The sequence below is a fragment of the Crossiella sp. S99.2 genome, assembly GCF_023094165.1.
Classification (GTDB): domain Bacteria; phylum Actinomycetota; class Actinomycetes; order Mycobacteriales; family Pseudonocardiaceae; genus Crossiella.
The window spans coordinates 18,289-40,677 of the sequence record NZ_JALMDK010000009.1 but is presented as its reverse complement, the minus strand read 5'-3'; the positions used below and the strand labels follow the sequence as shown (position 1 = coordinate 40,677).

At 70.8% G+C, this 22,389-nt stretch carries 21 protein-coding genes; 13 read left to right on the top strand and 8 right to left on the bottom strand.

Annotated features, from left to right (window positions below; genetic code table 11):
- Positions 1-7: 7 nt before the first annotated feature.
- From MZC64_RS30795 to MZC64_RS30785, 3 genes are all read right to left on the bottom strand, one after another.
- Positions 8-889 (bottom strand): GNAT family N-acetyltransferase, encoded by an 882-nt coding sequence (locus tag MZC64_RS30795; protein WP_247760771.1) that lies wholly within the window; start codon positions 887-889, stop codon positions 8-10.
- A 219-nt stretch (positions 890-1,108) separates the two neighbouring features.
- Positions 1,109-2,065 carry an electron transfer flavoprotein subunit alpha/FixB family protein gene (locus MZC64_RS30790; protein ID WP_247760772.1) on the bottom strand — a complete coding sequence of 319 codons (957 nt, stop codon included), beginning with the start codon at positions 2,063-2,065 and terminating at the stop codon, positions 1,109-1,111.
- Between the two features lie 21 nt (positions 2,066-2,086).
- Entirely contained in the window at positions 2,087-2,869 is a 783-nt protein-coding gene (locus MZC64_RS30785) for an electron transfer flavoprotein subunit beta/FixA family protein (RefSeq protein WP_247760773.1), read from the bottom strand.
- 262 nt (positions 2,870-3,131) lie between these two features.
- Between MZC64_RS30785 and MZC64_RS30780 the strand changes: the two genes are divergently transcribed.
- The 9 genes from MZC64_RS30780 to MZC64_RS30740 are packed head-to-tail and all read left to right on the top strand — an operon-like array spanning position 3,132 to position 12,498.
- Entirely contained in the window at positions 3,132-3,977 is an 846-nt protein-coding gene (locus MZC64_RS30780; protein ID WP_247760776.1) for a DegV family protein, read from the top strand.
- Positions 3,978-4,033: 56 nt separating this feature from the next.
- Entirely contained in the window at positions 4,034-5,716 is a 1,683-nt protein-coding gene (locus tag MZC64_RS30775) for an alpha/beta hydrolase (protein WP_247760777.1), read from the top strand.
- Positions 5,716-6,024: a hypothetical protein gene (locus tag MZC64_RS30770; RefSeq protein WP_247760779.1), complete on the top strand. Its 309-nt coding sequence runs from the start codon at positions 5,716-5,718 to the stop codon at positions 6,022-6,024. Before MZC64_RS30775 ends, MZC64_RS30770 begins: the two co-directional genes overlap by 1 nt.
- A gap of 56 nt (positions 6,025-6,080) precedes the next feature.
- Positions 6,081-7,262, top strand: coding sequence for an ATP-binding protein (locus MZC64_RS30765; RefSeq protein WP_247760784.1), 1,182 nt, complete (start codon positions 6,081-6,083; stop codon positions 7,260-7,262).
- The gene (locus MZC64_RS30760) at positions 7,259-8,254 is read left to right on the top strand and encodes a ParA family protein (RefSeq protein WP_247760786.1); all 996 of its coding nucleotides are present in this window, start codon (positions 7,259-7,261) and stop codon (positions 8,252-8,254) included. Before MZC64_RS30765 ends, MZC64_RS30760 begins: the two co-directional genes overlap by 4 nt.
- Positions 8,255-8,293: 39 nt before the next feature.
- A complete protein-coding gene (locus MZC64_RS30755) occupies positions 8,294-9,040 on the top strand; it encodes a class I SAM-dependent methyltransferase (protein WP_247760788.1) in 747 nt (248 codons plus the stop codon).
- Complete coding sequence (locus MZC64_RS30750; protein ID WP_247760789.1) at positions 9,037-10,566, top strand: glycoside hydrolase family 57 protein; 1,530 nt, start codon at positions 9,037-9,039, stop codon at positions 10,564-10,566. The genes MZC64_RS30755 and MZC64_RS30750 overlap by 4 nt, the downstream gene beginning before the upstream one ends.
- A gap of 33 nt (positions 10,567-10,599) precedes the next feature.
- Positions 10,600-11,856, top strand: a complete 1,257-nt coding sequence (locus tag MZC64_RS30745; protein ID WP_247760791.1) for a glycosyltransferase family 4 protein — start codon at positions 10,600-10,602, stop codon at positions 11,854-11,856.
- Positions 11,857-11,904: 48 nt separating this feature from the next.
- Positions 11,905-12,498, top strand: coding sequence for an AAA family ATPase (locus tag MZC64_RS30740; protein WP_247760792.1), 594 nt, complete (start codon positions 11,905-11,907; stop codon positions 12,496-12,498).
- Between the two features lie 44 nt (positions 12,499-12,542).
- Here the strand turns inward: MZC64_RS30740 and MZC64_RS30735 are convergent, their stop codons facing one another.
- Positions 12,543-13,295, bottom strand: coding sequence for an acyltransferase (locus MZC64_RS30735; RefSeq protein WP_247760795.1), 753 nt, complete (start codon positions 13,293-13,295; stop codon positions 12,543-12,545).
- A 44-nt stretch (positions 13,296-13,339) separates the two neighbouring features.
- On the opposite strand from MZC64_RS30735, the gene MZC64_RS30730 reads away from it, so the two are divergent.
- From MZC64_RS30730 to MZC64_RS30720, 3 genes are all read left to right on the top strand, one after another.
- A complete protein-coding gene (locus MZC64_RS30730; RefSeq protein WP_247760797.1) occupies positions 13,340-14,179 on the top strand; it encodes a ribokinase in 840 nt (279 codons plus the stop codon).
- Positions 14,176-15,129 (top strand): nucleoside hydrolase, encoded by a 954-nt coding sequence (locus tag MZC64_RS30725; RefSeq protein WP_247760799.1) that lies wholly within the window; start codon positions 14,176-14,178, stop codon positions 15,127-15,129. Before MZC64_RS30730 ends, MZC64_RS30725 begins: the two co-directional genes overlap by 4 nt.
- Before the next feature lie 107 nt (positions 15,130-15,236).
- The gene (locus tag MZC64_RS30720) at positions 15,237-16,826 is read left to right on the top strand and encodes a ricin-type beta-trefoil lectin domain protein (protein WP_247760800.1); all 1,590 of its coding nucleotides are present in this window, start codon (positions 15,237-15,239) and stop codon (positions 16,824-16,826) included.
- 89 nt (positions 16,827-16,915) lie between these two features.
- On the opposite strand, the gene MZC64_RS30715 is transcribed toward MZC64_RS30720, so the two are convergent.
- The 4 genes from MZC64_RS30715 to MZC64_RS30700 form a co-directional block, all read right to left on the bottom strand.
- Positions 16,916-17,065, bottom strand: coding sequence for a hypothetical protein (locus MZC64_RS30715; RefSeq protein ID WP_247760801.1), 150 nt, complete (start codon positions 17,063-17,065; stop codon positions 16,916-16,918).
- 140 nt (positions 17,066-17,205) lie between these two features.
- Positions 17,206-18,159, bottom strand: coding sequence for a class I SAM-dependent methyltransferase (locus tag MZC64_RS30710; RefSeq protein WP_247760803.1), 954 nt, complete (start codon positions 18,157-18,159; stop codon positions 17,206-17,208).
- Positions 18,149-18,928: an enoyl-CoA hydratase/isomerase family protein gene (locus MZC64_RS30705; protein WP_247760805.1), complete on the bottom strand. Its 780-nt coding sequence runs from the start codon at positions 18,926-18,928 to the stop codon at positions 18,149-18,151. Before MZC64_RS30705 ends, MZC64_RS30710 begins: the two co-directional genes overlap by 11 nt.
- Positions 18,929-19,194: 266 nt before the next feature.
- On the bottom strand, positions 19,195-19,959 hold the full coding sequence (locus MZC64_RS30700) for an ABC transporter ATP-binding protein (protein ID WP_247760923.1): 765 nt from the start codon (positions 19,957-19,959) through the stop codon (positions 19,195-19,197).
- 172 nt (positions 19,960-20,131) lie between these two features.
- On the opposite strand from MZC64_RS30700, the gene glgX reads away from it, so the two are divergent.
- Positions 20,132-22,270 carry a glycogen debranching protein GlgX gene (glgX, locus tag MZC64_RS30695; RefSeq protein WP_247797763.1) on the top strand — a complete coding sequence of 713 codons (2,139 nt, stop codon included), beginning with the start codon at positions 20,132-20,134 and terminating at the stop codon, positions 22,268-22,270.
- Positions 22,271-22,389: the final 119 nt, after the last annotated feature.

Below are 22,389 nucleotides of genomic sequence, written 5' to 3'. Positions count from 1 at the left end.
GCTGAACCTAGGGGGAACCGCGCCTGACCGGCGGCTGAGCACTACCCGAAGGCGTGGCCCCGGTCCGCGGTTCCGGCGGCAGCGCGCCCTGGCCGTTGCGCAGCTGGGCGAATTCCGGGCCCAGCAGGAAGTTCAGGTAGCGCGGATCGACCCGCTGCATGGACAGCAGCACGTACATGTCCGCGACACCGAACTCCGGGTCGTGCGCCGGTCGTCCGCACACCCAGGCGCCGATCCGCAGGTAGCCCTTGAGCAACGCGGGCAGGGTGGCCTGCGGGATGCGCTCCACCCCGTCGGGGTCCCACGGGTTGCGCGGGGTGACCCGGTACTCCTCCGGCGCGTAGTGCCGGGTGCGCACGATGTCCCAGACGCTGGCCGCGTAGGACCCGCCGTCGGTCAGCGGCACCGAGGCGCAGCCGGCCAGCCAGGAGTGCCCGGACAGCAGCATGTACCGGGCGATGCCCGCCCACACCAGCCCGACCACGGACCCGGTGCGGTGGTCCGGGTGCACGCAGGAGCGTCCCGCCTCCACCAGGCTGTCCCGCAGCGGGTTGAGCGCGCTCAGCTCGAACTCGGTGTCGGAGTAGAGGCGCCCGGCCGCGGCGGCCCGCTCCGGCGGCAGCATCCGGTAGGTGCCGACGATCTCCTGGCTCCGGTCGTCCCGGACCACCAGGTGGTCGCAGAACTCGTCGAAGTAGTCCTCGTCGACGCCGGCGGTGCGACAGGAGATGTTGGCGCCCATCTCCTCGGCGAAAACCCGGTAGCGCAACCGCTGTGCGGCGCGCACCTCCTCGCTGTCCCTGGCCACCAGTAGGGAGTAGCGCGGAGCGTCATCGGACAGGTCCGCGCCCTTGGCGGCGGTGCTGACCAGCAGTCTGGACTGCGTCATGCACTCGGTGTACCCGCCCATTCGGCCCGAGGAAAGTCCATTCGATGACGCGTCGGTGGAAAATCGGTGAAGACCCTGTGCCGCCTCCGGGGAGACCCTGAGTGTTAAACCCGCGTGAGCTGGCGAGACGCGACCGAGGGGGTTCCGGACGCCGTTTCCGGCTCCGGAACCCCCTCGGAGGTCAACTTCATCCGGTCGGGCTAAGTGCCCGACAGGTGCTCAGCCCTTGCGCTTGCCGATCTCCTCGGTGAGCTGCGGGGCGACCTTGAACAGGTCCCCGACGATGCCGAAGTCGGCGATCTCGAAGATGGGCGCCTCGGTGTCCTTGTTGACCGCGACGATCGTCTTCGAGGTCTGCATGCCCGCGCGGTGCTGGATCGCGCCGGAGATGCCCAGCGCGATGTAGAGCTGCGGGGCGACCGTCTTGCCGGTCTGGCCGACCTGGAACTGGTGCGGGTAGTAGCCGGAGTCCACGGCGGCCCGGGAAGCGCCGACCGCGGCGCCCAGGCTGTCCGCGAGCTGCTCGACCACGGCGAAGCTCTCCGCGCTGCCCACGCCACGGCCGCCGGAGACGACCACGGATGCCTCGGACAGCTCGGGGCGGTCACCGCCGACCACCGGCTCCGAGCCGGTGACGCGGGCGACCCGGTCACCGGCGGCGGGGACCGTGACGGCCTCCTCCGCGGCGGCGCCGTCGGCCGGGCTGGCCTCGATCGCGCCCGGACGCACCGAGATGATCGGCACCCCCGAGGTGACCTGGGACTTCACCGTGTAGGCGCCACCGAAGACGGACTGGGTGGCGGTGCCGTCGGCGGCCACGTCGACCGCGTCGGTGAGCACACCCGAACCGATCCGGATGGCCAGCCGGCCGGCGATCTCCTTGCCGTCGATGGTGGCCGAGACCAGCACCGCGGCCGGGCTGACCCGGCCGGCCAGCTCGGCGAGCACCGCGACCTTCGGGGAGAGCAGCACGCTGGCCGCCTCCTCGGACTCGGCCACGTACACCTTGGCCGCGCCGTGGCCCGCGAGGGACTCCTTCAGCTTGGCGGCGGTGCCGGGCGAACCGACCACGACTGCGCTGGGCTCACCGAGTGAGCGCGCGGCCGTCAGCAGCTCGAAGGTCGACTTCTTGATCTCGCCGTCCACGTGGTCGACGAGGACCAGTACCTCGGACATGGGTCTTCCTCCCTCTGCTGCTCAGACGAGCTTCTGCGCGGACAGGTACTCGACGATCTTGGTGCCGCCGGTGCCGTCGTCCTCGATCTTCTGGCCACCGGAGCGCGGGGGCTTCGGCGCGGCCTCGACGACCTTGGTGCTGGCGGCGGCCAGGCCGACCTCGCCTGCGTCGATCCCGGCGTCAGCCAGGCTCAGCGAGCTGACCGGCTTCTTCTTGGCGGCCATGATGCCCTTGAAGGACGGGTACCGCGGCTCGTTGATCTTCTCGGTCACGCTGACCACGGCGGGCAGGGTGGCCTCGACGAAGGTCAGGCCCTCGTCGGTGACCCGCTGCACCTTGACCGTGGTGTCATCCAGCTCGACCTTGCTGGCCTGGGTGATCACCGGCAGGCCGAGCACCTCGGCGACCATGGCCGGCACGGCGCCGCCGCGGCCGTCGCTGGACTCGTTGCCAGCGATCACCAGGTCCACGCCGTCAATGCTGCTGACCAGCTTGGCCAGCGCCTTGGCGGTGGTCACCTGGCAGGAGCCGTGCAGCGCCGGGTCGGTGAGGTGGATGGCCTTGTCCGCGCCCATGGACAGGGCTTTGCGGATGGCCTCGGTGGTGCGCTCGGGGCCCATGGCGACCACGGTCACCTCGCCGCCGTGTGCCTCCTGGATGCGGAGGGCTTCTTCGACCGCGCGCTCGTTGATCTCGTCGAGCACGGCGTCGGCCGAGTCACGGTCCAACGTGTGGTCGGCTTCGGTGAGCTTGCGCTCGGAATAGGTGTCAGGCACCTGCTTGACCAGGACGACGATGTTCATGGGTCCTCTTCGACCTCCGAGACCAAGGACGGCATCCACCTGTGCGGGAGGATCTTCGCGAACCTTCCCACGTCGAAAGCCCCCAATGCACGGTGGCCTCGACCACCTGCATGTTACCCGCGAGTAATCTGCCTGCAAGGCGGCCTCAGCAGGCCCGATTCGTGACAGTGCTCACCATCCGGGTGCCCACTGGGGCGAGTTACCGCACTGAAACCGCTTCCCTGGATGCAAACCTTTAATACGGCGTCTAGCGTGGCCTGCCATGTACCGGCGAGTAGCAGTGGTCACTGACTCGACGGCCTGCCTGCCGACCGGGCTGGCCGAGCGGATGGGCATCTCCGTGGTCCAGTTGCAGTTGCAGGTGGGCGAGAAGGCCAGCGACGAGGCGTACCTGCCGCCGGACGAGGTGGCCGAGGCCATGCGCAACCAGATCCCGGTGCGCACCTCGCCGCCGCCCTCGGCCGCCTTCTTCTGGACCTATCAAGAGGCCGCCGCCCGGGGCGCGCAGGCCGTGGTGTCCGTACATCTCTCCGGCGAGCTGTCGCAGACCCTGGAAGCCGCCAAGGAGGCCGCCGCGCAGTCCCGGATCCCGGTGCACATCATCGACTCGCAGTCCTGCGGAATGAGCCTGGGCTACGGCGCGCTGGCCGCGGCCGAGGCGGCGGGCGCGGGCGCGAACGTGGCCCAGGTCCAGGGCATCGCCCAGTTCCGCTGCCACCACGCCAGCGAGTTCATCTACGTCGACACCCTGGACTGGCTGCGCAAGGGCGGCCGGATCGGCGCCGCCTCGGCCCTGATCGGCACCGCGCTGGGCATCAAACCGGTGCTGACCCTGCAGCGCGGCGAGATCGTGCCGTTCAGCAAGGTCCGCGGCGCCGACCGGGCGCTGGAGAAGCTGGTGGAGGCCGCGGTGGAGCGGGCAGGCGACCGGCCGGTGGACGTCGCGGTGGAGCACTTCGGCTCGCCGGATCGGGCGCGCAAGCTGCTGGAACAGCTCCAGGCCCGGGTCAGCTACGGCCGCGAGTTCCTGTTGACGCAGGTCAGCTCGATAATAGGAGCACACGTGGGGCCAGGGGCCCTGGGCGTGACGATCTCCCCGCTGCGCTGACGGCAGCTTGCTGCCAGCCCGTTCGCCAGGCCGCCGGGCGATCACACACTTCCGGCATGCCGATCGCCGAGCCGTCCAACCCGCTGTGGTGGCTGGTCCGACTACAGGTGCCGTGGCCGGACACCGATGAGGACCAGGCCGAGGAACTGTCCCGACAGTGGACGGACAACTCGGTCCGGCTCAGCGAGACCATCGACCGGGCCGAGCACACCGGCGCCCAGCTGCCCGGCAGCTGGGCGGACCCGGCCGGGCAGGCGCTGTCCGGCAGGCTGCGTGATTCCGCCGAGTTCCGCCGGGTCCAGGACGAGATGCGCCGGGTGGGCGAGGACGCGGGCCGCTTCGCCGCCGAGGTGCGCGGCGCCAAGCAGGCGATCGCCCAGTACATCGAGGAGAGCACGCCGAACTTCCTCAAGACCCTGCTGCTGGCCGCCACCCCCGCGGGCGCCGCGGCGCCCGGGATCTACGCCGCCGCGGTCGCCGAGAACCTGACTCAGCTCCTCGACGCCGCCGCCGACCGGATCCGCGGCGGGCAGAGCGCGACCGTGCTGCCCGATCCGGCCGCCGGCAAGTTCCCGCCACCGCCGCCAGGCAACGATCCGGAGGCCACCGCGGACTGGTGGAAGAACCTGACCGACGACCAGCGGGACACGATCATCGCCGAGCACCCGGAGTTGATCGGCAACCGGGACGGCATCCCGTTCGCCGACCGGGACAAGGCCAACATGAACCGGCTGCCCGAGGAACGGGCCCGGTTGCAGGCCGAACGGGACGAGCTGGTGCGGCGATACGAGAACGACCCGGACAAGCCGTTCCTGCATTGGGATCGGCAGGCCGAGGCCGAGGACCACCGCAAGCAGCTGGCCATCCTGGACGCCAAGCTCGCCTCGCTGAATGTGGTGGAGCAGGTGGCGAACAAGGACGGCCGCAGCCTGCTGCTGCTCACCACCGACAAGGAGCGGGTCGAGGCGGCCATCGGCAACGGCGATGTGGACAACGCCAACCAGGTCGCGGTGTTCACCCCCGGCCTGACCACCACCGTGGACGGCGCGCTGGACAGCTACGACAACGACCTGGCCGTGCTCAAGGAGCGCACCGAGACGGTGCTGAAGAACAACAACCGGGAGGGCGAAACGGTGGCCACGGTGGCCTACCTGGGCTATCAGGCGCCGCAGATCACCCTGGACAGCCTCACCGACCCGGCGCAGACGGTGGCCCTGGACAAGGCCGCGCGGGCGGGCGCGGACAACCTCGCCGGGTTCCTGCGCGGCATCGACGGGGCCCGCGCGGTGGACCCGCAGCTCACCGCGCTCGGCCACTCCTACGGCTCGACCACCACCGGTCTGGCCCTGTTGCAGGGCACCGGCGTGGACCGGGCCGCGTTCTGGGGCTCCCCCGGCGTCGGCACCACGAATCCGGCCGAGCTGGGCCTGTCCCCGGAGCGGATCCTGGTGCAGGAGAACCCGGACGACCCGGTCACCTACCCCGGCGTCTTCGGCGGCGACCCCGGCACCGGCCTGCCCTCCATCAGCGGCGACACCGGCGCCACGCCCCCGCGCTACCGCGATGACGCCGGGCCGCTGACCGCCGGTTCCGGCCATTCCGGGTACTCCGCCAGGGGCAGCACCAGCGTGCACAACATCGCCGCGCTGATCGCGGGCGAGCAGGACGACATCGCCCGGCGCCCGCCGATCAACCCCTGGGAGAACCTGACCACCGGCCGCGGACTGGGAGGCAACTGATGAGTTCGGCGGACATGGACCTGACCGCGGTGGACAGCTCGATGCGGTCACTGCGGGACAACGCGGATCAGTACCTGCTGGCCTGGGAGCGCGCGCGGGCCAAGCTGGACGGCTTCCTGCCCGCCCTCGGCGCCGGGGTGCTGGGCCAGGCGTTCACGCCGAAGTACCGGGAGGTGGACACCTCGATCCGGGAGGCGGCGGAGGTGGTGCCCCGGCGGTACCGGCGGTTCGCCCAGGCCGGGGCGGACTCGGTGATCCAGTACCGCGAGGCCGATCTGCGCAGTGCGCGCATGTTCCCCGGAGGCTGACCCTCGTCAAGGCGCGTCCCTGATGACGGTCGCACGGGGCGTGCCACTATGGCCGTATGAGCAAGGATCTTGCTGAGCTGCTGGGCACCCAGGAGACCGTCAGCCTGGAGTTCAAACAGTCAAGCAAGAACAGGGATGGCCTAGGCCAGGTCGTGTGCGCCTTGGCCAACGACCTGGCCAAGACTGGCGGCGGAGACCTCCTGGTTGGTGTCGCGGACAATGGCACTCCGGTGCCCGGAGTCGACATCAGTGACAACGAACTGCTGACTCTCACGGACTTCCTGCGCGACAGCGGCCGAATTCTGGACCGCCCCTGCCTCACCGTGGAGGTGGCGAGTTTTCGGGGCAGCCCGGTCATCCGCGTGCATGTCGAGGCGTCGTCCACGCCACCAGTGCGGTTCAAAGGCATTGCCTGGGTTCGTCCGGGTCCCACCACACGGGAAGCGACCCGGGATGACGAACGGGTGCTCAGCGAACGGCGGCGAGCCCTGGACGGCCCGTATGACACGCGGCCGATCCACAGCGCCGGTCTCGATGATCTGGACCTGTCGCTGTTCCGCTCGGACTACCTGCCCGCTGTGGTCGCGCCCGAGATCATCGAAGAGAATCACCGCCCGCTCGAACTTCAGCTCGCGTCCTTGCGCATGGCCACCTCCGACGACGTGCCCACGGTGGTTGGCGTGCTCGTGCTCGGCATCGATCCGAGTGCCCACATTCCGGGTGCCTACGTCCAGTTCGTCCGCTACCAGGGCGTTGATCTGGACGCGGCAGTGTCCGACGAGCAGGAACTCCGGTCCAACATCGTGGGTAGCGCGACCAGACTCGCCGCCGTGCTGCGTGGGCACCTGCACACCCGGCTGACCGACCACGACGGCTTTCGCGAAGAGCAGCGACCCGACTACCCGTTCGAGGCGTTGCGCGAGGTCTGCATGAACGCGGTCATGCACCGGAACTACGAATCCTCCTACGCGCCGGTGCGTATCGTGTGGTTCGACGATCGGATCGAGGTGACAAACCCGGGTGGCCCGTACGGACAGGTACGCGAGGACAACTTCGATCGGGTCAACGACTATCGCAACCCTTCGCTGGCAGCGGCGATGAAGTCGCTCGGTTATGTCAACCGATTCGGCCGGGGAATCGGCCGGATCCGGGCCGCCCTGGATCGCAACGGCAATCCACCACCCGAGTTCACGGTGGACGATTCGTCGTGGACCGTCGTACTCAGGAGAGCGACATGACGTCCATCGCGTTGTTCAACAACCAGGGCGGGGTGGGCAAGACGACGTTGACCTACCACCTGGCACACATGTTGCAACGACTCGGACATCGTGTACTCGCAGTGGATCTTGACCCGCAAGCCGATCTGACGTCGCTGTTTCTCCAGGACGAGGACCTGTCACTGGTGGCAGCCCAGCCGACGATCTCCACCATCACGGACGCGCTGGATCCGCTCATGCGCGGTCGCGGCGACATAGCCGAGCCCGAACTCCTGGAAGCGACCGATGGACTCTGGCTGCTGGCAGGCGACATCGGCATCGGAGACTTCGAAGACGGGCTGCACGATGCCTGGTCGCGAACCGTCCACGACGACGATCTCGGCTCAGTCCGGAAGGTGACCGCGATCCACCAGGTCATCGCGGCCGCCGAAAAACTGGTGGACGCGGACTTCGTGCTGATTGACCTCGGCCCCAACCTGGGAGCTGTCAATCGGGTGGCCCTGTTGTCCGCCGACACCGTGGTGGTCCCGGTGACCACGGACAGGTACTCGGCCCGGGGATTGCGTTCGCTCGGAGCAAGCCTGCGAAACTGGCGAGCCACCTGGCAACAGGATCTGCTGCCGAAGGTTCCCGGCGACATCGCGGCTCCGGTTGGACGCATGCACCCGCTCGGTTATGTGCTGGTGCGGTCTGCGATCACGCGCATCGACCGCCCATCACTGACCTACCAGCAACGAGTGGAGGCACTTCCGCGGATTTTCGCCGAGGCCCTGCTGGACGAACCGACGAGCGAACCGAGCACACCACACGAGCTGGCCACGATCAGGAACTATCGGACCCTTTCGCTGCTCTCCCAGGAACACCGGAAGCCAATGTTCGCCCTGCTCCCCGCGGACGGCGCATTGGGCAGCACAGGGGTACTTGTCCGGAAGTGTTACCAGGAGTTTCACCAGCTGGCGGCAGAGCTACTCCACCGGCTTGCCAGCCGTACCGCCGAGCAGAAGCCGGGCTGACCCTCGTACCTGGAGTTACTGACCGGTAGGGTACGACGGGTGACCGCCGAATCGCTGCCGCTCACCGGTGAGCGCACTGTCCCGGGCATCGCCGAGGAAAATTACTGGTTCCGTCGGCACGAGGCGGCGTACGCGGCGCTGTTGCCGCACTGCGCGGGCGCGACCGTGCTGGAGGCCGGTTGCGGGGAGGGCTACGGGGCGGATCTGATCGCCTCGGTGGCCGCGCGGGTGGTCGGGCTGGACTACGACGAGCTGACCGTGGCACACGTGGCCAAGTGCTATCCGCGGGTGTCGGTGCTGCGCGGGAACCTGGTCGCGCTGCCCTTCGCCGACGGCGCGGTCGACGTGGTGGCCAACCTGCAGGTGATCGAGCACCTGTGGGATCAGCCGGGGTTCCTGGCCGAGTGCCTGCGGGTGCTGCGGCCGGGTGGGCGGTTGCTGCTGACCACGCCGAACCGGATCACCTTCTCGCCGGGGCGGGACACCCCGTTGAACCCCTTCCACACCCGGGAACTGGCCGCGGCCGAGCTGGACGAACTGGTGCGCGCGGCGGGTTTCCGGGTGGAGCTGCTGGCCGGGTTGCACCACGGGCCGCGGCTGCGCGCGCTGGACGCCGCGCACGGCGGGTCGATCATCGAGGCGCAGGTGGCGGTGGTGCTCGGGGACGGGCCGTGGCCGGAGCCGTTGCTGAGCGATGTGGCCGGGGTCGGGGTCGCGGACTTCGCCATCCACACCGAGGACATCGACGCCAGCCTGGACCTGGTGGCCGTGGCGGTGCGGCCGTGAGCGCGGAGCCGATCGGCAGTTTCAGCCTGGTGCTGCACAGCCACCTGCCCTGGCTGAGCCACCACGGGGTGTGGCCGGTCGGCGAGGAATGGCTGTACCAGGCGTGGGCGCACTCCTACCAGCCGTTGCTGCGCATGCTGGACCGCTTCGCCGCCGAGGGCCGCCGGGACGTGCTGACCCTGGGCGTGACGCCGGTGCTGGCCGCGCAGCTCGACGATCCCTATTCCTTACGCGCCTACCACCACTGGCTGGGCTCCTGGCTCACTCGCGCGCACTTCGCCGGCGCCCAGTGGCGGCACGGTGATCCGCTGCTGCGCGAGCTGGCCGCGGCCGAGCACCGGCAGGCCGCGGCGACGCTGGCCGAGTTCGAGTCGCGGTGGCGGCACGGGTTCTCCCCGGTGCTGCGACCGTTGGCGGACAACGGGATCATCGAGTTGCTGGGTGGTCCGGCCACCCATCCGTTCCAGCCGCTGCTGGATCCCCGGTTGCGCGAATTCGCGTTGCGGCTGGGATTGGCCGACACCGCGTCCCGGGTGGGCCGGGCGCCGGAAGGGATCTGGGCGCCGGAGTGCGGGTACGCGCCGGGCATGGAGACCGGGTACGCGGCGGCCGGGGTGCGGCGGTTCCTGGTGGACGGTCCGGCCCTGCACGGCGACACCGCGGCGGCCCGGCCGGTCGGCTCCTCGGACGTGATCTGCTTCGGGCGGGACCTTGAGGTCACCTACCGGGTCTGGTCGCCCAAGGCCGGGTATCCCGGCGATCCGGCCTACCGGGACTTCCACACCTACGACCATCCGTCCGGGCTGAAACCCTCCCGGGTCACCGGGAAACACGTGCCGCCGGAGCAGAAACGGCCCTACGACCCGGAACTGGCCGCGGTCGCGGTGGCCCGGCACGCCGCGGACTTCGTGCACACCGTGGTGCGCAGGCTGACCGAACTGGCCGCGCGGGACGGGAACCCGGGTCTGGTGGTGGCCGCCTACGACACCGAGTTGTTCGGGCACTGGTGGCATGAGGGCCCGGCCTGGCTGGAGGCGGTGCTGCGCGCGCTGCCGGCGGCCGGGGTGCGGGTGACCACGCTGCGCGGCGCGCTGGACGCGGGTCACCTCGGCGCGCCGGTGGACCTGCCGGCCTCCTCCTGGGGTTCGGGCAAGGACTGGCGGGTCTGGGACGGCGAGCAGGTGGCCGATCTGGTCACCGACGGCGCGGACCTGCAACGCCGGGTACTGTCCACAGTGGACTCATCATTGGCCGGCACGACCCGCGACCTCGCCTTCGACCAGCTGGTGCGGGAGACGTTGCTGAGCCTGTCCAGTGACTGGGCGTTCATGGTCACCAAGGACTCCGCGGCCGACTACGCGCGGCGGCGGGCGAAGATCCACGGCGGGCACGCGCACGAGCTGGCCCGGCTGCTCTCCGAGGGCGACCGGAAGCGGGCACTGCGACTGGCCGCCGAACTGCGCGCGCCGGACGGATTGTTCGGTCAGCTCGACGCGCGTGGGCTGCGGGCCGGGTCCGGTGGGTAGGTTGTCGGCAGCAACGGGGAGGAACGGGTCCGCATGCGCGTGCTGATGTTGTCCTGGGAGTACCCGCCGGTCGTGGTCGGCGGCCTGGGCCGTCATGTGCACGCACTGGCGAAAAGCCTTGCCGCCCAAGGGCATGACGTGGTGGTGCTGTGCCGTCAGCCCGCGGGCACGGACGCGGTGACCCACCCCGGCGAGGACGTCGTGGGCGAGGGCGTGCGGGTGGTCCGGGTGGCCGAGGACCCGGCGCACCTGACCTTCGAGGACGATCTGGTCGCCTGGACGCTGGCCATGGGGCACGCGATGACCCGCACCGGCCTGGCGCTGCTGCGGGAGTGGCGGCCGCAGGTGGTGCACGCGCACGACTGGCTGGTCGCGCACGCCGCGATCACCCTGGCCGAGGCCGCGGACGCGCCACTGGTCTCCACCATCCACGCCACCGAGGCGGGCAGGCACAGCGGCTGGCTGTCCCACACGCTGAACCAGCAGATCCACTCGGTGGAATGGTGGCTGGCCAACCGCTCCGACGGCATGATCACCTGCTCGGCCGCCATGCGCGATGAGGCACTGCACCTGTTCGAGGTCGAGCCGGAGCTGATCACCGTGCTGCACAACGGGATCGAGCCCCGCCGCTGGCGCGTCGACCAGGCCGAGGTGGCCCGCGCCCGCGCCACGCACGCCCCCGACGGCGCGCCGCTGCTGCTCTTCTTCGGCAGGCTGGAATGGGAGAAGGGCGTCCAGGACCTGCTCGCCGCCCTGCCCCGGATCCGCCGCTCCCACCCCGGCGCCCGGCTCGTGGTGGCCGGCAAGGGAATCCACGAACCGCACCTGGTCGCCGCGGCCCGCAAACTCCGCGTCCGGCGCGCCGTCGACTTCGTCGGCCACCTCTCCGACCAGGCCCTCTCCGCCCTGCTGCCCGCCGCCGACACCGTCATCCTGCCCAGTCGCTACGAACCCTTCGGCATCGTCGCCCTGGAAGCCGCCGCGGCGGGCGCGCCCCTGGTCGCCTCCACCGCGGGCGGCCTGGGCGAGGTGGTGCGCGACGGGCGCACCGGGTTGTCGTTCACGCCGGGGGATCTGGACGGGCTGACCAGCGCGGTGCGCGCGGTGCTGGACGATCCGGCCGCGGCCAAGCGCCGGGCCAAGGCGGCCAAGGCGCGGCTGTCCACCGACTTCAACTGGGACCTGATCGCGGCGGACACGGCGGCGGTGTACGCGGCGACCAGCCGCCGTCCGCACCCGGTGCTGGGGCGGCCGAAGATCCCCTCCGGCAACGTCTTCGGCCGAGAGTAGCCGCTCGCTCCCCGACCTCGGGCCCCCGATTCGGGTAGCTTCGAGGCCATGCTGTTGTGGATCAACGGAACCTTCGGAGCCGGAAAGACCCAGGTCGCGCACGAGATCCAGCGTCGGTTGCCCGGTAGTCACATCGCCGATCCCGAGCACTTCGGCGCCGGGATGCACCGGATGATGCCCAGGGACAGCCGCGGTGACTTCCAGGACATCCCGCTGTGGCGCACCGGCACCAGGGAGATGCTGGACCAGATCGCCCCGGCCGCGGCCGGGGTGGTGATCGTGCCGATGACGCTGGTGAATCCCGCCTACTACGAGGAGATCATCGGCTGGCTGCGCGAGCGCGGGCACGAGGTCAGCCATCACACGCTGGTGGTGCCGGACCGGGAGTTGTTGCTGCGGCGGTTGCGCAGCCGGGGTGAGACCCGTAACGGCTGGGCCGCGCTGCAGTACGACCGCTGTGCCCCCGCGCTGGCCGATCCGCTCTTCGCCACGCACGTGCCTACCGTGGACCGCACCGTCGCCGAGGTCGCCGAGCTGGTGGCCGCTGGGGCCGGACTGCGGTTGCTGCCCAACCGGGACAACGCGCTGACCGCCCAGCTGCGGCGCTGGCAGGTCCAGCTCCGGCACATCCGGGTCGGCTGAGGCAGCCGGGCGGCGCGGCCGGTGACCGCGCCGCCGGGCTGGGGTTAGTCAGCCTGGGTTTGCCGCATGGCTTCCTTGGCCTTGCGGGCCATGTCGGCCACCGCGGCCCGCCGGGCGGCGTCCGCCTCGTAGTCCGCGCGCCGGTCCCGGACCACCCTGGCCGGTGCGCCGACCGCGATCGAGTACTCCGGAATATCTCCCTTGACCACCGCGTGCGCGCCCAGCACCGAACCGCGGCCGATCCTGGTCCCGCGTAAGACGGTGACCTTGGTGGCCAGCCAGCAGTCCGGGCCCAGCCGGACCGGGGTCTTCACGATGCCCTGGTCCTTGATCGGCTGGTGGATGTCCGCGGTGACGTGGTCGAAATCGCAGATGTAGACCCAGTCCGCGACCAGGGTGGAGGCGCCGATCTCGATGTCGAGATAGCAGTTGACCACGTTGTCCTTGCCGAAGACCGCCTTGTCGCCGATGCGCAGCGAACCCTCGTGGCAACGGATCGCGTTGCCGTCGCCGATGTGCACCCAGCGGCCGATCTCCAGCCGCCCGTAGCCCGGCCGGCAGTGCAGGTCGACCTTGCGGCCGAGGAAGACCATGCCGCGCAGGATCACGTGCGGGTTCAGCAGCCGGAACTTCAACAGCCGCCAGTAGCGGACCAGGTACCAGGGCGTCCAGGCGCGGTGCTTGATCACCCAGCGCAGGGAGGCCACGGTCAGGAACTTGGCCTGCCGCGGATCCCGCCGTGACTTCCGCCACGAACCCAGACGCGACGCGAGCGGCGCGCCCCACATGCTCGTCATGAAATCGAGACCCTAACGGGCCAGTAATAGGCAGGATAGGGGCCGTGCCTGTATCCATCACCGTTGTCGGCAGCGTCAACCTCGATCTCATCGCCCGGTTGCCCGTCCTGCCCCGTCCTGGCGAGACGCTGACCGCCACCCATTACGACCAGGCCCCCGGTGGCAAGGGGGCCAACCAGGCCCTGGCCGCGCGCAGGCTGGGCGCGGACGTGCGCCTGGTGGCCGCGGTCGGCGACGACGCGCTGGCCGAGGACGCGCTGGCCCTGCTGCGGGCGGCCGGGGTCGACCTGTCCGAGCTGGCCGTGGTGCCGGGACCGACCGGGCTGGCGCTGATCCAGGTCGACGAGTCCGCCGAGACCACCATCGTGGTGGTGCCCGGCGCCAACGCGCAGCTGGCCGTGCGGCCGGCGCAGCTCACCGGCGCAGACGGGGTGCTGACCGTGCTGGAGGTGCCGGAGGCGGCCGTGGTCGCCGCGGCCGAGCACGCCACCGGCTTCTTCGCGCTCAACGCCGCCCCGGCCCGCCCAGTGCCGGACGCGGTGCTGCGCCGGGCCGACCTGGTCGTGGTCAACCAGAGCGAGTTCGAGCAGATCGACAACATCGGGCTGGCCCGCACGGTGGCCATCACGCACGGCGCCAAGGGCGCGGAGCTGCGCCGGGACGGGCAGACCGTGGCCGAGGCCGCGCCGCCACGGGTGACCGCGGTGGACGGCACCGCGGCCGGGGACGCCTTCACCGCCGCGCTGATGATCGGCCTGCTCGAAGGCCGCTCCGACACCGAGGCGCTGCGCCGGGCCTGCGCGGTCGGCGCGCTCACCGCCACCCGGCACGGCGCCCAGCCCGCACTGCCCACCCGCGCCGAGGTAGAGGAGGTACTCGCATGAGCCCCACGCCCCTGATCCTGGACACCGACCCGGGGATCGACGACGCGGTCGCGTTCCTGTTCGCGGTGAACAGCCCCGAGCTGGACCTGCGTGCGGTGACCACCGTGTTCGGCAATGTCGGACCCGAGCTGACCAGCGCGAACGCCCTCCGGCTGCTCACCATGCTGGGCCGGGCTGATATCCCGGTCGGCATCGGCGCTGATCGTCCGCTGGTCTACCCGGCGGCCTTCCGCGCGGAGGGCTGGCACGGCACGGACGGCCTCGGCGGCCAGTCCGCGCTGCTGCCCGAGCCCACCGCCGCGCCGGACCCGCGGGGCGCGGTCCAGCTGATGGCCGACACCCTGCGCGCGGCCGAGTCGCCGGTGACCATCGTGGCCATCGGCCCGCTGACCAACGTGGCGTTGCTGCTGGCCAGCCACCCCGAGCTGAAGCCGAGGATCGGCCGGCTCTCGATCATGGGTGGTGGGCTGGCCGCCGGGAACACCACGCCCGCCGCCGAGTTCAACATCTGGAGCGACCCGGAGGCGGCCCGCCGGGTGCTGGTCGAGGAGGACGTGCCGACCAGCCTGGTCCCGCTGGACCTGTCCCTGCGCTGCGCGGTGGACGGCGCCTGGCTGGCCGAACTGGCCGCCGCGGGCGGTCCGGCCGAGACGCTGGCCAAGGTGGTCGACCACTACCGGCGGCAGTACCTGGCCTTCTACGGGGTGGACGAGGTGGCGCTGCACGACGTGCTCGCCGTGCTGGAGGCGGCCCGGCCCGGGATGCTGCGGCGGACCGCGCTGCCGGTGGAGGTGGACTGCGGCACCGGACCCGGCCGCGGCGCGACCTTCGGCAACCGGATGCCCGATGCCACCGGCCGCCGGATCGACGTGCTGCTGGACGCCGACGTGGCCGAGGTCAGCCGATTTGTGCTGGACCGGCTGACCGCCGGTATAGCGGCTACGCGCTGACACTTGCACCGGCAAGGGTCAACCTGCCGGGTACATGCGTGGATCCCTCGGGTGACCCGGCGTCCCCGAGGGTTCCACCGCTGTGCCGGACGTGCGACAAGGGTGGGGTGTTCACGACCGCCCGCTCCACCGCCCGCGTCCGTGCCGCCGTCGTCCCGTCGTTCCGGCTGAGCTGTCTGGCCCTGCTGCTGAGCTGTCTGGCCGGGTTGCTCGCCGTCCAGGCCCCGGCCGCCTCGGCCCGGGTGCGCGCGGTGGCCGAGCTGCCAACGGACCTGGAGAAGATCAGGGCGGGTGAGTCGACCGCGCTGTACGGCAGCCCCGAGCCGCGGGCGCTGGAACAGCGCAAATCCGCGGTGGTCAGCCTGGGCGACAGCCAGGTCTCGGGTGAGGGCGTGGGCAACTACGAACCCGGCACGGACGGCCCGGTGAACTTCTGTCACCGGTCGGTGGACGCCGCGGTGCACCAGGCTCGGTTCGACACCGAACTGAGGTTCAATCTCGCGTGCTCCGGCGCGGAGAGCACGCACCTGGTGTACCGCAGCGGCTCGAAGCAGTTCGACGAGCTGAACCAGGGCGACAGCCTGGCGATCAAGGCCCGCAACACCCGGATCCGGCTGATCTGGCTGATGTCGGGGGCCAACGACCACGGCGGCCTGGAATTCGGGCCGCTGGCCAAGGACTGCGCCGGCCGCAGACTGCTGCTGGCAGGCAACTGCTGGCCGGCCTACACCGACGTCATGCAGCAGCGGGTCAACAGCAGCCAGGCGTCGCTGGAGAAGGGCATCGCCAGCCTCCGGCAGACCATGCGGGACGCGGGTTACGGCGACGGGGACTACCAGTTCGTGCTCGGCAGCTACCCGAGCCCGTTCAGCCCCGACGTCGAGGACAACCCGAAGTTCCCCGGCTGGGACCAGGGCGGCTGCCTGATCTACCTCAAGGACCAGGCCTTCGGCCGGAACAAGGTGGTGCCGCTGTTCGAGCGCGCGGTCCGCCAGGCCGCGAAGAACACCGGCGCGCGCTACCTGGACACCAGCCGCCTGCTGCACGGCCACGAGGTCTGCACGGACAACCCCTGGGCGCGCGGCCTGACCTTCCTGGGCAGCCAGCAGTCCTTCCACCCCAACGAAGCGGGCCACACCGCCTACGGCGACTGCGTGACGGCCTTCTACGCCAACCCCGGCTGGGCCGAGGCCACCTGCGTCGACCCCGCGAGCACCGGCACGGCCACGCTGTACCGCGGCCTGCTGGACTTCCGCCAGCTCCGCAACACCAAGACCAGTCTGTGCGTGGACTCCGAGGGCTACTCGACCCGGGTCGGCTACCGGCTGCTGACCTGGAACTGCACCGGCGGCGGCAACCAGGGCTTCTGGCGAGACCCCGCCACCGCGTCGTTGCACATCGAGCTGAACCACGACCGCTGCGTGGGCCCGGCCGGTCCGGCGGTGGCGCCGGGGGCGGCGGCGCAGTTGCAGGAGTGCACCGGGGCGGCGAATCAGCGCTGGGCGGTAGTGGAGGGGCTGCTGCGCTCGACGGCCAACCCGGCGGTCTGCCTAGTGCCGGCGGCGGAGACGCCCGGGGCTGCGGTGCAGCTGACGGCGTGCAACCCGGCCGATCCGGCGCAGAGCTGGAGCTACGAGCCGCAGACCGGCGGCGTCGGCTTCGGCCACTCCGACTGGATCCCCACCAGCGCCTACTAACCCGTCCCCGCCCGCCGAGTTGGCCCAAGCGGTACGTCCGGTTGGGCAAACCGGGCGTACGAGTTGGGCCAACTCGTTCCGGAGCGGGGTTACATCGGGGCGCCGCAGAATTGGCAGTAGGGGGCGCCGGTGGCGGATTGGCAGTGTCTGCCGTCGGGGCTGACCGGGCACTCCGGGCGGGCCGCCACCGCACCGCGCGCCAACTCCTGCTCGGCCGCCACGGCCCCCACCAGCGTCATGCCGCCAGGGTGCCCCAGTTGACCATCGGATTATGTGTCGATCAGCACGCTGATGCGCCGAGCGGAGGGTGCGCATCGGGCGGCGGCCGCCGCCCCGCGACGAGCGGCACGCTGGCCGCCGTCGCGAGGCGAGGGTGGGGCTATTCGGGCTTGGTGCCGGTGATCAGGACGTTGTAGAAGGCTTCCCGGGGGATGAGGCCGGTGAGGAGTTTCTCGTCCACCCAGGACAGTCGCTGCCAGGTGCGGTAGGCGAACATCGCCCAGCCGAAGCCGAGTTTCTCCCTCGGCACCGCGGCCTCGAAGGTGCGGACCGGCCAGCCGAACAGGGCCGCGGTCAGCTCCTCCGTGCTGGCCCGGACGCCAGTCGCGCCGGCCGCGCGGGCCATCCGCTCCAGTTCGGTCGGGTCGAAGGTGTGCAGGTCGACCACGGACTCCAGGGCCGCCGCGCGGGAGGACTCGTCCAGCTCCTCCTGGGGGCGGCGCCAGGCGTCCAGGACCGGGAGCTTGGTCAGGTTGGTGGTCAGCCACCAGGTCAGGCGGCCCAGGCGGCGGGCGTAGAAGTCGCCGACCTTGGTGGGCTCGCCGGCGAAGACGAACCGGCCGCCGGGCTTGAGCACCCGTAACACCTCGGCGAAGGCCGCCTGCACGTCCGGGATGTGGTGCAGCACCGCGTGTCCGACCACCAGGTCGAAGCTCTCGTCCTCGTACGGGATGCGTTCGGCGTCGGCCACCCGGCCGTCCACGTCCAGGTCCAGGTTCTTCGCGTTGCGCAGCGCGACCTCGACCATGCCGGGCGAGAGGTCGGTGACCGAGCCCTTGTCGGCCACCCCGCCCTGCATCAGGTTGAGCAGGAAGAACCCGGTGCCCGAGCCCAGCTCCATGGCGTGCTTGTAAGGGCCGGCGTCACCAGCGGCGGCCTTGAACCGGCCGACCGCGTAGTCGATGCAGCGCTCGTCGTAGGAGATGGACCACTTCTCGTCGTAGGTGCCCGCCTCCCAGTCGTGGTAGAGCACGTTGGCGAGCTTGGGGTCCTGCCAGGCGGCCTCGACCTGCTCGGCCGTGGCGTGCGGATTGGGGGTGGGGTCAGCGGCCAACGAACTTCGCCTTTCCGGGACCGTTCTCCACGAACGAGGTCATGCCGATCTTCTGGTCCTCGGTGGCGAACAACGCGGAGAACAGGTGGCTCTCCAGCTTCATTCCGCTGTTGAGGTCGTTGTCCAGCCCGCCGTCGATGGCGGCCTTGGCCGCGGCCAGCGCGGCGGCCGGACCGGTCAGGAACGGCTGGACGTAGCGCAGTGCGGCGGCGTAGACGTCATCCGGCCCGACCACCTCGTCCACCATGCCGATCCGCAGCGCCTCCTCGGCGCCGACGAACCGGCCGGTGTAGACGATGTCCTTGGCCTTGCTCGGCCCGACCAGCCGCGCCAGCCGCTGAGTGCCACCGGCGCCAGGGATGATGCCGAGCAGGATCTCCGGCTGCCCCACCTTGGCGTTGTCCCCGGCGATCCTCCGGTCACAGCACAGCGCCAGCTCGAACCCGCCGCCCAGGGCGTAGCCGGTGATCGCGGCCACGGTCGGCTTGGGGATCTCCGCCACCGAGGACAGCGCCGAGGACAGCGCCCCGGCGCGGGCGGCCATGTCCGCGTAGGACATGTTCACCATTTCCTTGATGTCCGCCCCGGCTGCGAAGACCTTCGCGCCGCCGTAGACGATCACCGCGCGCACGTCGGCCCTGGTGGAGGCCTCGACCGCGGCGGCTCGGATCTCCTCCTGGACCTGCTTGTTCAGCGCGTTCATCGGCGGCCGGTCCAACCGGATGGTGCCTACCCCACCGTCGACTTCGAGCCTGACGAACTCACCCACGCTGGTGCCTCCAGTGTTGAATTGGCGCGCTCCGCGCGCGGGCGTTTTCGCTCTTAGTCGCCTCGTCGTGTACCCGCCGCACGCGAAGCAAGCTTCGGATGCGTCGGGCACACGACAAGGCAACGCGAAAACGCGACCGCACTGCTGGCGAAAGGCGCCTGGCGTGTCGCTGGCGCGCCACGCCGGGCATCTCGGAGGTCTTCCGCGCGCCGACCGTGTGCATACCCTCGGAAGGCTACCGCGCAGTAACCAACTGGGCTTCGCCGCTACTTCCGCCAGGCGAAGAAGCGGTTGCCGTTGCGTTGCAGGGTCAGGTTCTGGGCGAAGGCGGCGGAGAGGTTCTGCTCGGTCAGCACATCGTCCAGCAGGCCCTGGGCCACCACGCCGCCCTCGCGCAGCAGCAGCGCGTGGGTGAAGCCGGGCGGGATCTCCTCCACGTGGTGGGTCACCAGCACCATGGCGGGCGCGTCCGGGTCCATGGCCAGCTCGGAGAGCCGGGCCACCAGGTCCTCCCGGCCACCCAGGTCCAGGCCGGCCGCGGGCTCGTCCAGCAGCAGCATCTCCGGGTCGGTCATCAACGCGCGGGCGATCAGCGTGCGCTTGCGCTCGCCCTCGCTCAGCGTGCCGAAGGTCCGGTCACCCAGCTGCGCGATGCCCATCGCCTTGAGCAGCTCGTCGGCGCGGCGGGTGTCCTGCTGGTCGTAGTCCTCCCGCCAGCGGCCCAGCACCGCGTACCCGGCGCTGACCACCAGGTCGCGCACCAGTTCCTCGCCCGGCACCCTGGCGGCCAGGGCGGCCGAGCAGAAGCCGATCCGCGGGCGCAGCTCGAAGACGTCGGTGCGGCCGATCTTCTCGCCGAGGATGTGCACCGTCCCGTAGGTCGGATGCATCTCGGCGCCGGCCAGCCGCAGCAGGGTGGTCTTGCCAGCCCCGTTCGGGCCCAGCACCACCCAGCGCTCGTCCAGCTCCACCCGCCAGTCAATTCCACGGACCAGCGTGGTGCGCCCTCTTCGGACACCCACGGTGTCCATGCGCACCACCAGATCGGTTACATCGACACCGTTGGCCCCGCTGGCCGGCAGCCCGCCGTGCTCGGTCACGGACCCCATTCTTGTCATCCCGCTCCCGGGCCCGTCCACCGGGGAGGCACGCCGACCGCTCGGCGCTCCCGCAACCGGCCCCGGAGGAGGCAAGATCAAGGGCATGACTGCCGAGGTCGACACCCAGGTGCTCGCCGGAAGGCCGTTCCCGCTCGGGGCGCATCCCGAACCCGGCGGCGTCCGGTTCGCGGTGGCTTCGGCATCCGCCGAGGCAGTCGAGGTGTGCCTGGTCGAGGACGGGCCGACTGGCCTGGTGGAACGCCGGTACGAGCTGACCGAGCGCACCTTCGGCGTCTGGCACGGCCTGATCCCCGGCGTGACCCCTGGGCAGCGCTACGGCTACCGGGTGCACGGCCCGTACGAGCCCTACCGCGGGGTGCGCTGCAACCCGGCGAAAATCCTGCTCGACCCCTACGCCAGGCGGATCAGCGGCACTGTCACCGATCTGGACGCAACGCTGGGCCATCTGGGCGAGGATCCGATGAGCGGCATCCAGTCCGCGGTGGACTCGCTGGGCAGCGTGCCGCTGTCGGTGGTCACCGCGCCCGGCGGGCCGGACACCGGGCCGCGGCCGGAGGTGCCGTGGGAGGAGACGGTCGTCTACGAGCTGCACGTGCGCGGTTTCACCCAGCGGCACCCGGCCGTGCCGCCACACCTGCGCGGCACCTACCTGGGCGTGGCGCACCCGGTGGTCATCGAGCACCTGGTCCGGCTCGGGGTGACCGCGGTGGAACTGCTGCCGGTGCACTCTTTCGCCGACGAGCCCGCGCTGGCCAGGGCCGGGCGGCACAACTACTGGGGCTACTCCACCCTGGGCTTCCTGGCCCCGCACGCGGCCTACGCCAGCGAACCCGGCCGGGAGGTCGAGGAGTTCCGGGAAATGGTCGCCGCCCTGCACGCCGCCGGCATCGAGGTGCTGCTGGACGTGGTGTTCAACCACACCTGCGAGGGCGGCCTGGACGGCCCCACGCTGAGCTTCCGCGGCCTGGACGCGCCCGCCTACTACCTGCACGGGCCGGGCGGCGGCGGCTTCGACCTGACCGGCTGCGGCAACACCCTGGACGCGGGCTCGCCCACGGTGGTCCGGCTGGTCACCGACTCGCTGCGGTACTGGGCGGGCGAACTCGGCGTGGACGGGTTCCGGTTTGACCTGGCCAGCGTGCTGGGCAGGCCGGGCGGCGGCGGTTTCGACCAGCACGCCGGACTGCTCACCGCGATCGCCACCGACCCGCTGCTGTGCCAGCGCAAGCTGATCGCCGAGCCCTGGGACGCCACCGGCGAGGGCTACAAGGTCGGCGATTTCGGCGTGCAGTGGGCGGAGTGGAACGGCCGGTTCCGGGACACCGTGCGGGATTTCTGGCGCACCAGCACCGATGTCCGCGACCTGGCCTACCGGCTCACCGGGTCCTCCGACCTGTACGCAGACGATGGCAGACGGCCCTGGCAGTCGGTGAACTTCGTGACCGCGCACGACGGTTTCACCTTGCGCGACCTGGTCTCCTACAACGACAAGCACAACGAGGACAACGGCGAGGACAACCGGGACGGGGCCAACGACAACCGGTCCTGGAACCACGGTGTGGAGGGCGAGACCGCCGACGGCGCGGTGCTGGCCCTGCGGGCCCGGCAGGCCCGCAACCTGATGTCCTCGCTGCTGCTGGCCACCGGCGTGCCGATGCTGACCGCCGGCGATGAGCTGTGGCGCACCCAGGGCGGCAACAACAACGCCTACTGCCAGGACAACCAGATCTCCTGGCTGGACTGGACCGGGCCGACCGTGCCGGGCTCGCCCGCCTTCGCGATGCTCTCCTTCACCCGCCGGGTGATCGAGTTGCGCCGGCAGTGCCCTGCCCTGCGCCAGACCGAGTTCTTCGAGGGCAGGGCCACCCCGGAGGACGAGCCGGACCTGGTGTGGCTGCGCCCGGACGGCCAGGAGATGGCCGAGACGGACTGGTTCGACGGCTCCCGGCACTCCCTGGGCATGTGGATCGACGGCGCGGACTGCCGCAGCCACACCCGCTCCGGCGAGCAGGTGGAGGACCACTCCTGGCTGCTGGTGCTGCACGCCGATCCGGCGCCAGTGGAGTTCGTGCTGCCCGGCCCGGAGTACGCGCGCTGCTTCGAGCAGGTCCTGGACACCGGGTCGCCGGACGGGGCGCCCACCCTGCCCGGCCCACTCGCGCCGGGCACACCACTGCCGGTGCCGGGCCGCACATTGATGTTGTTGCGGGCCACTAGATGAGATGGCACTGACAGGAGGGTCAGGTTTCTGGCACGATCGGCTCATGATCTGCCCGCCGCTATGGCGTGACCGCACTATCGACCTGCTCCGGGTCGTCAGTTGCGCGTGTCCGCTGACGC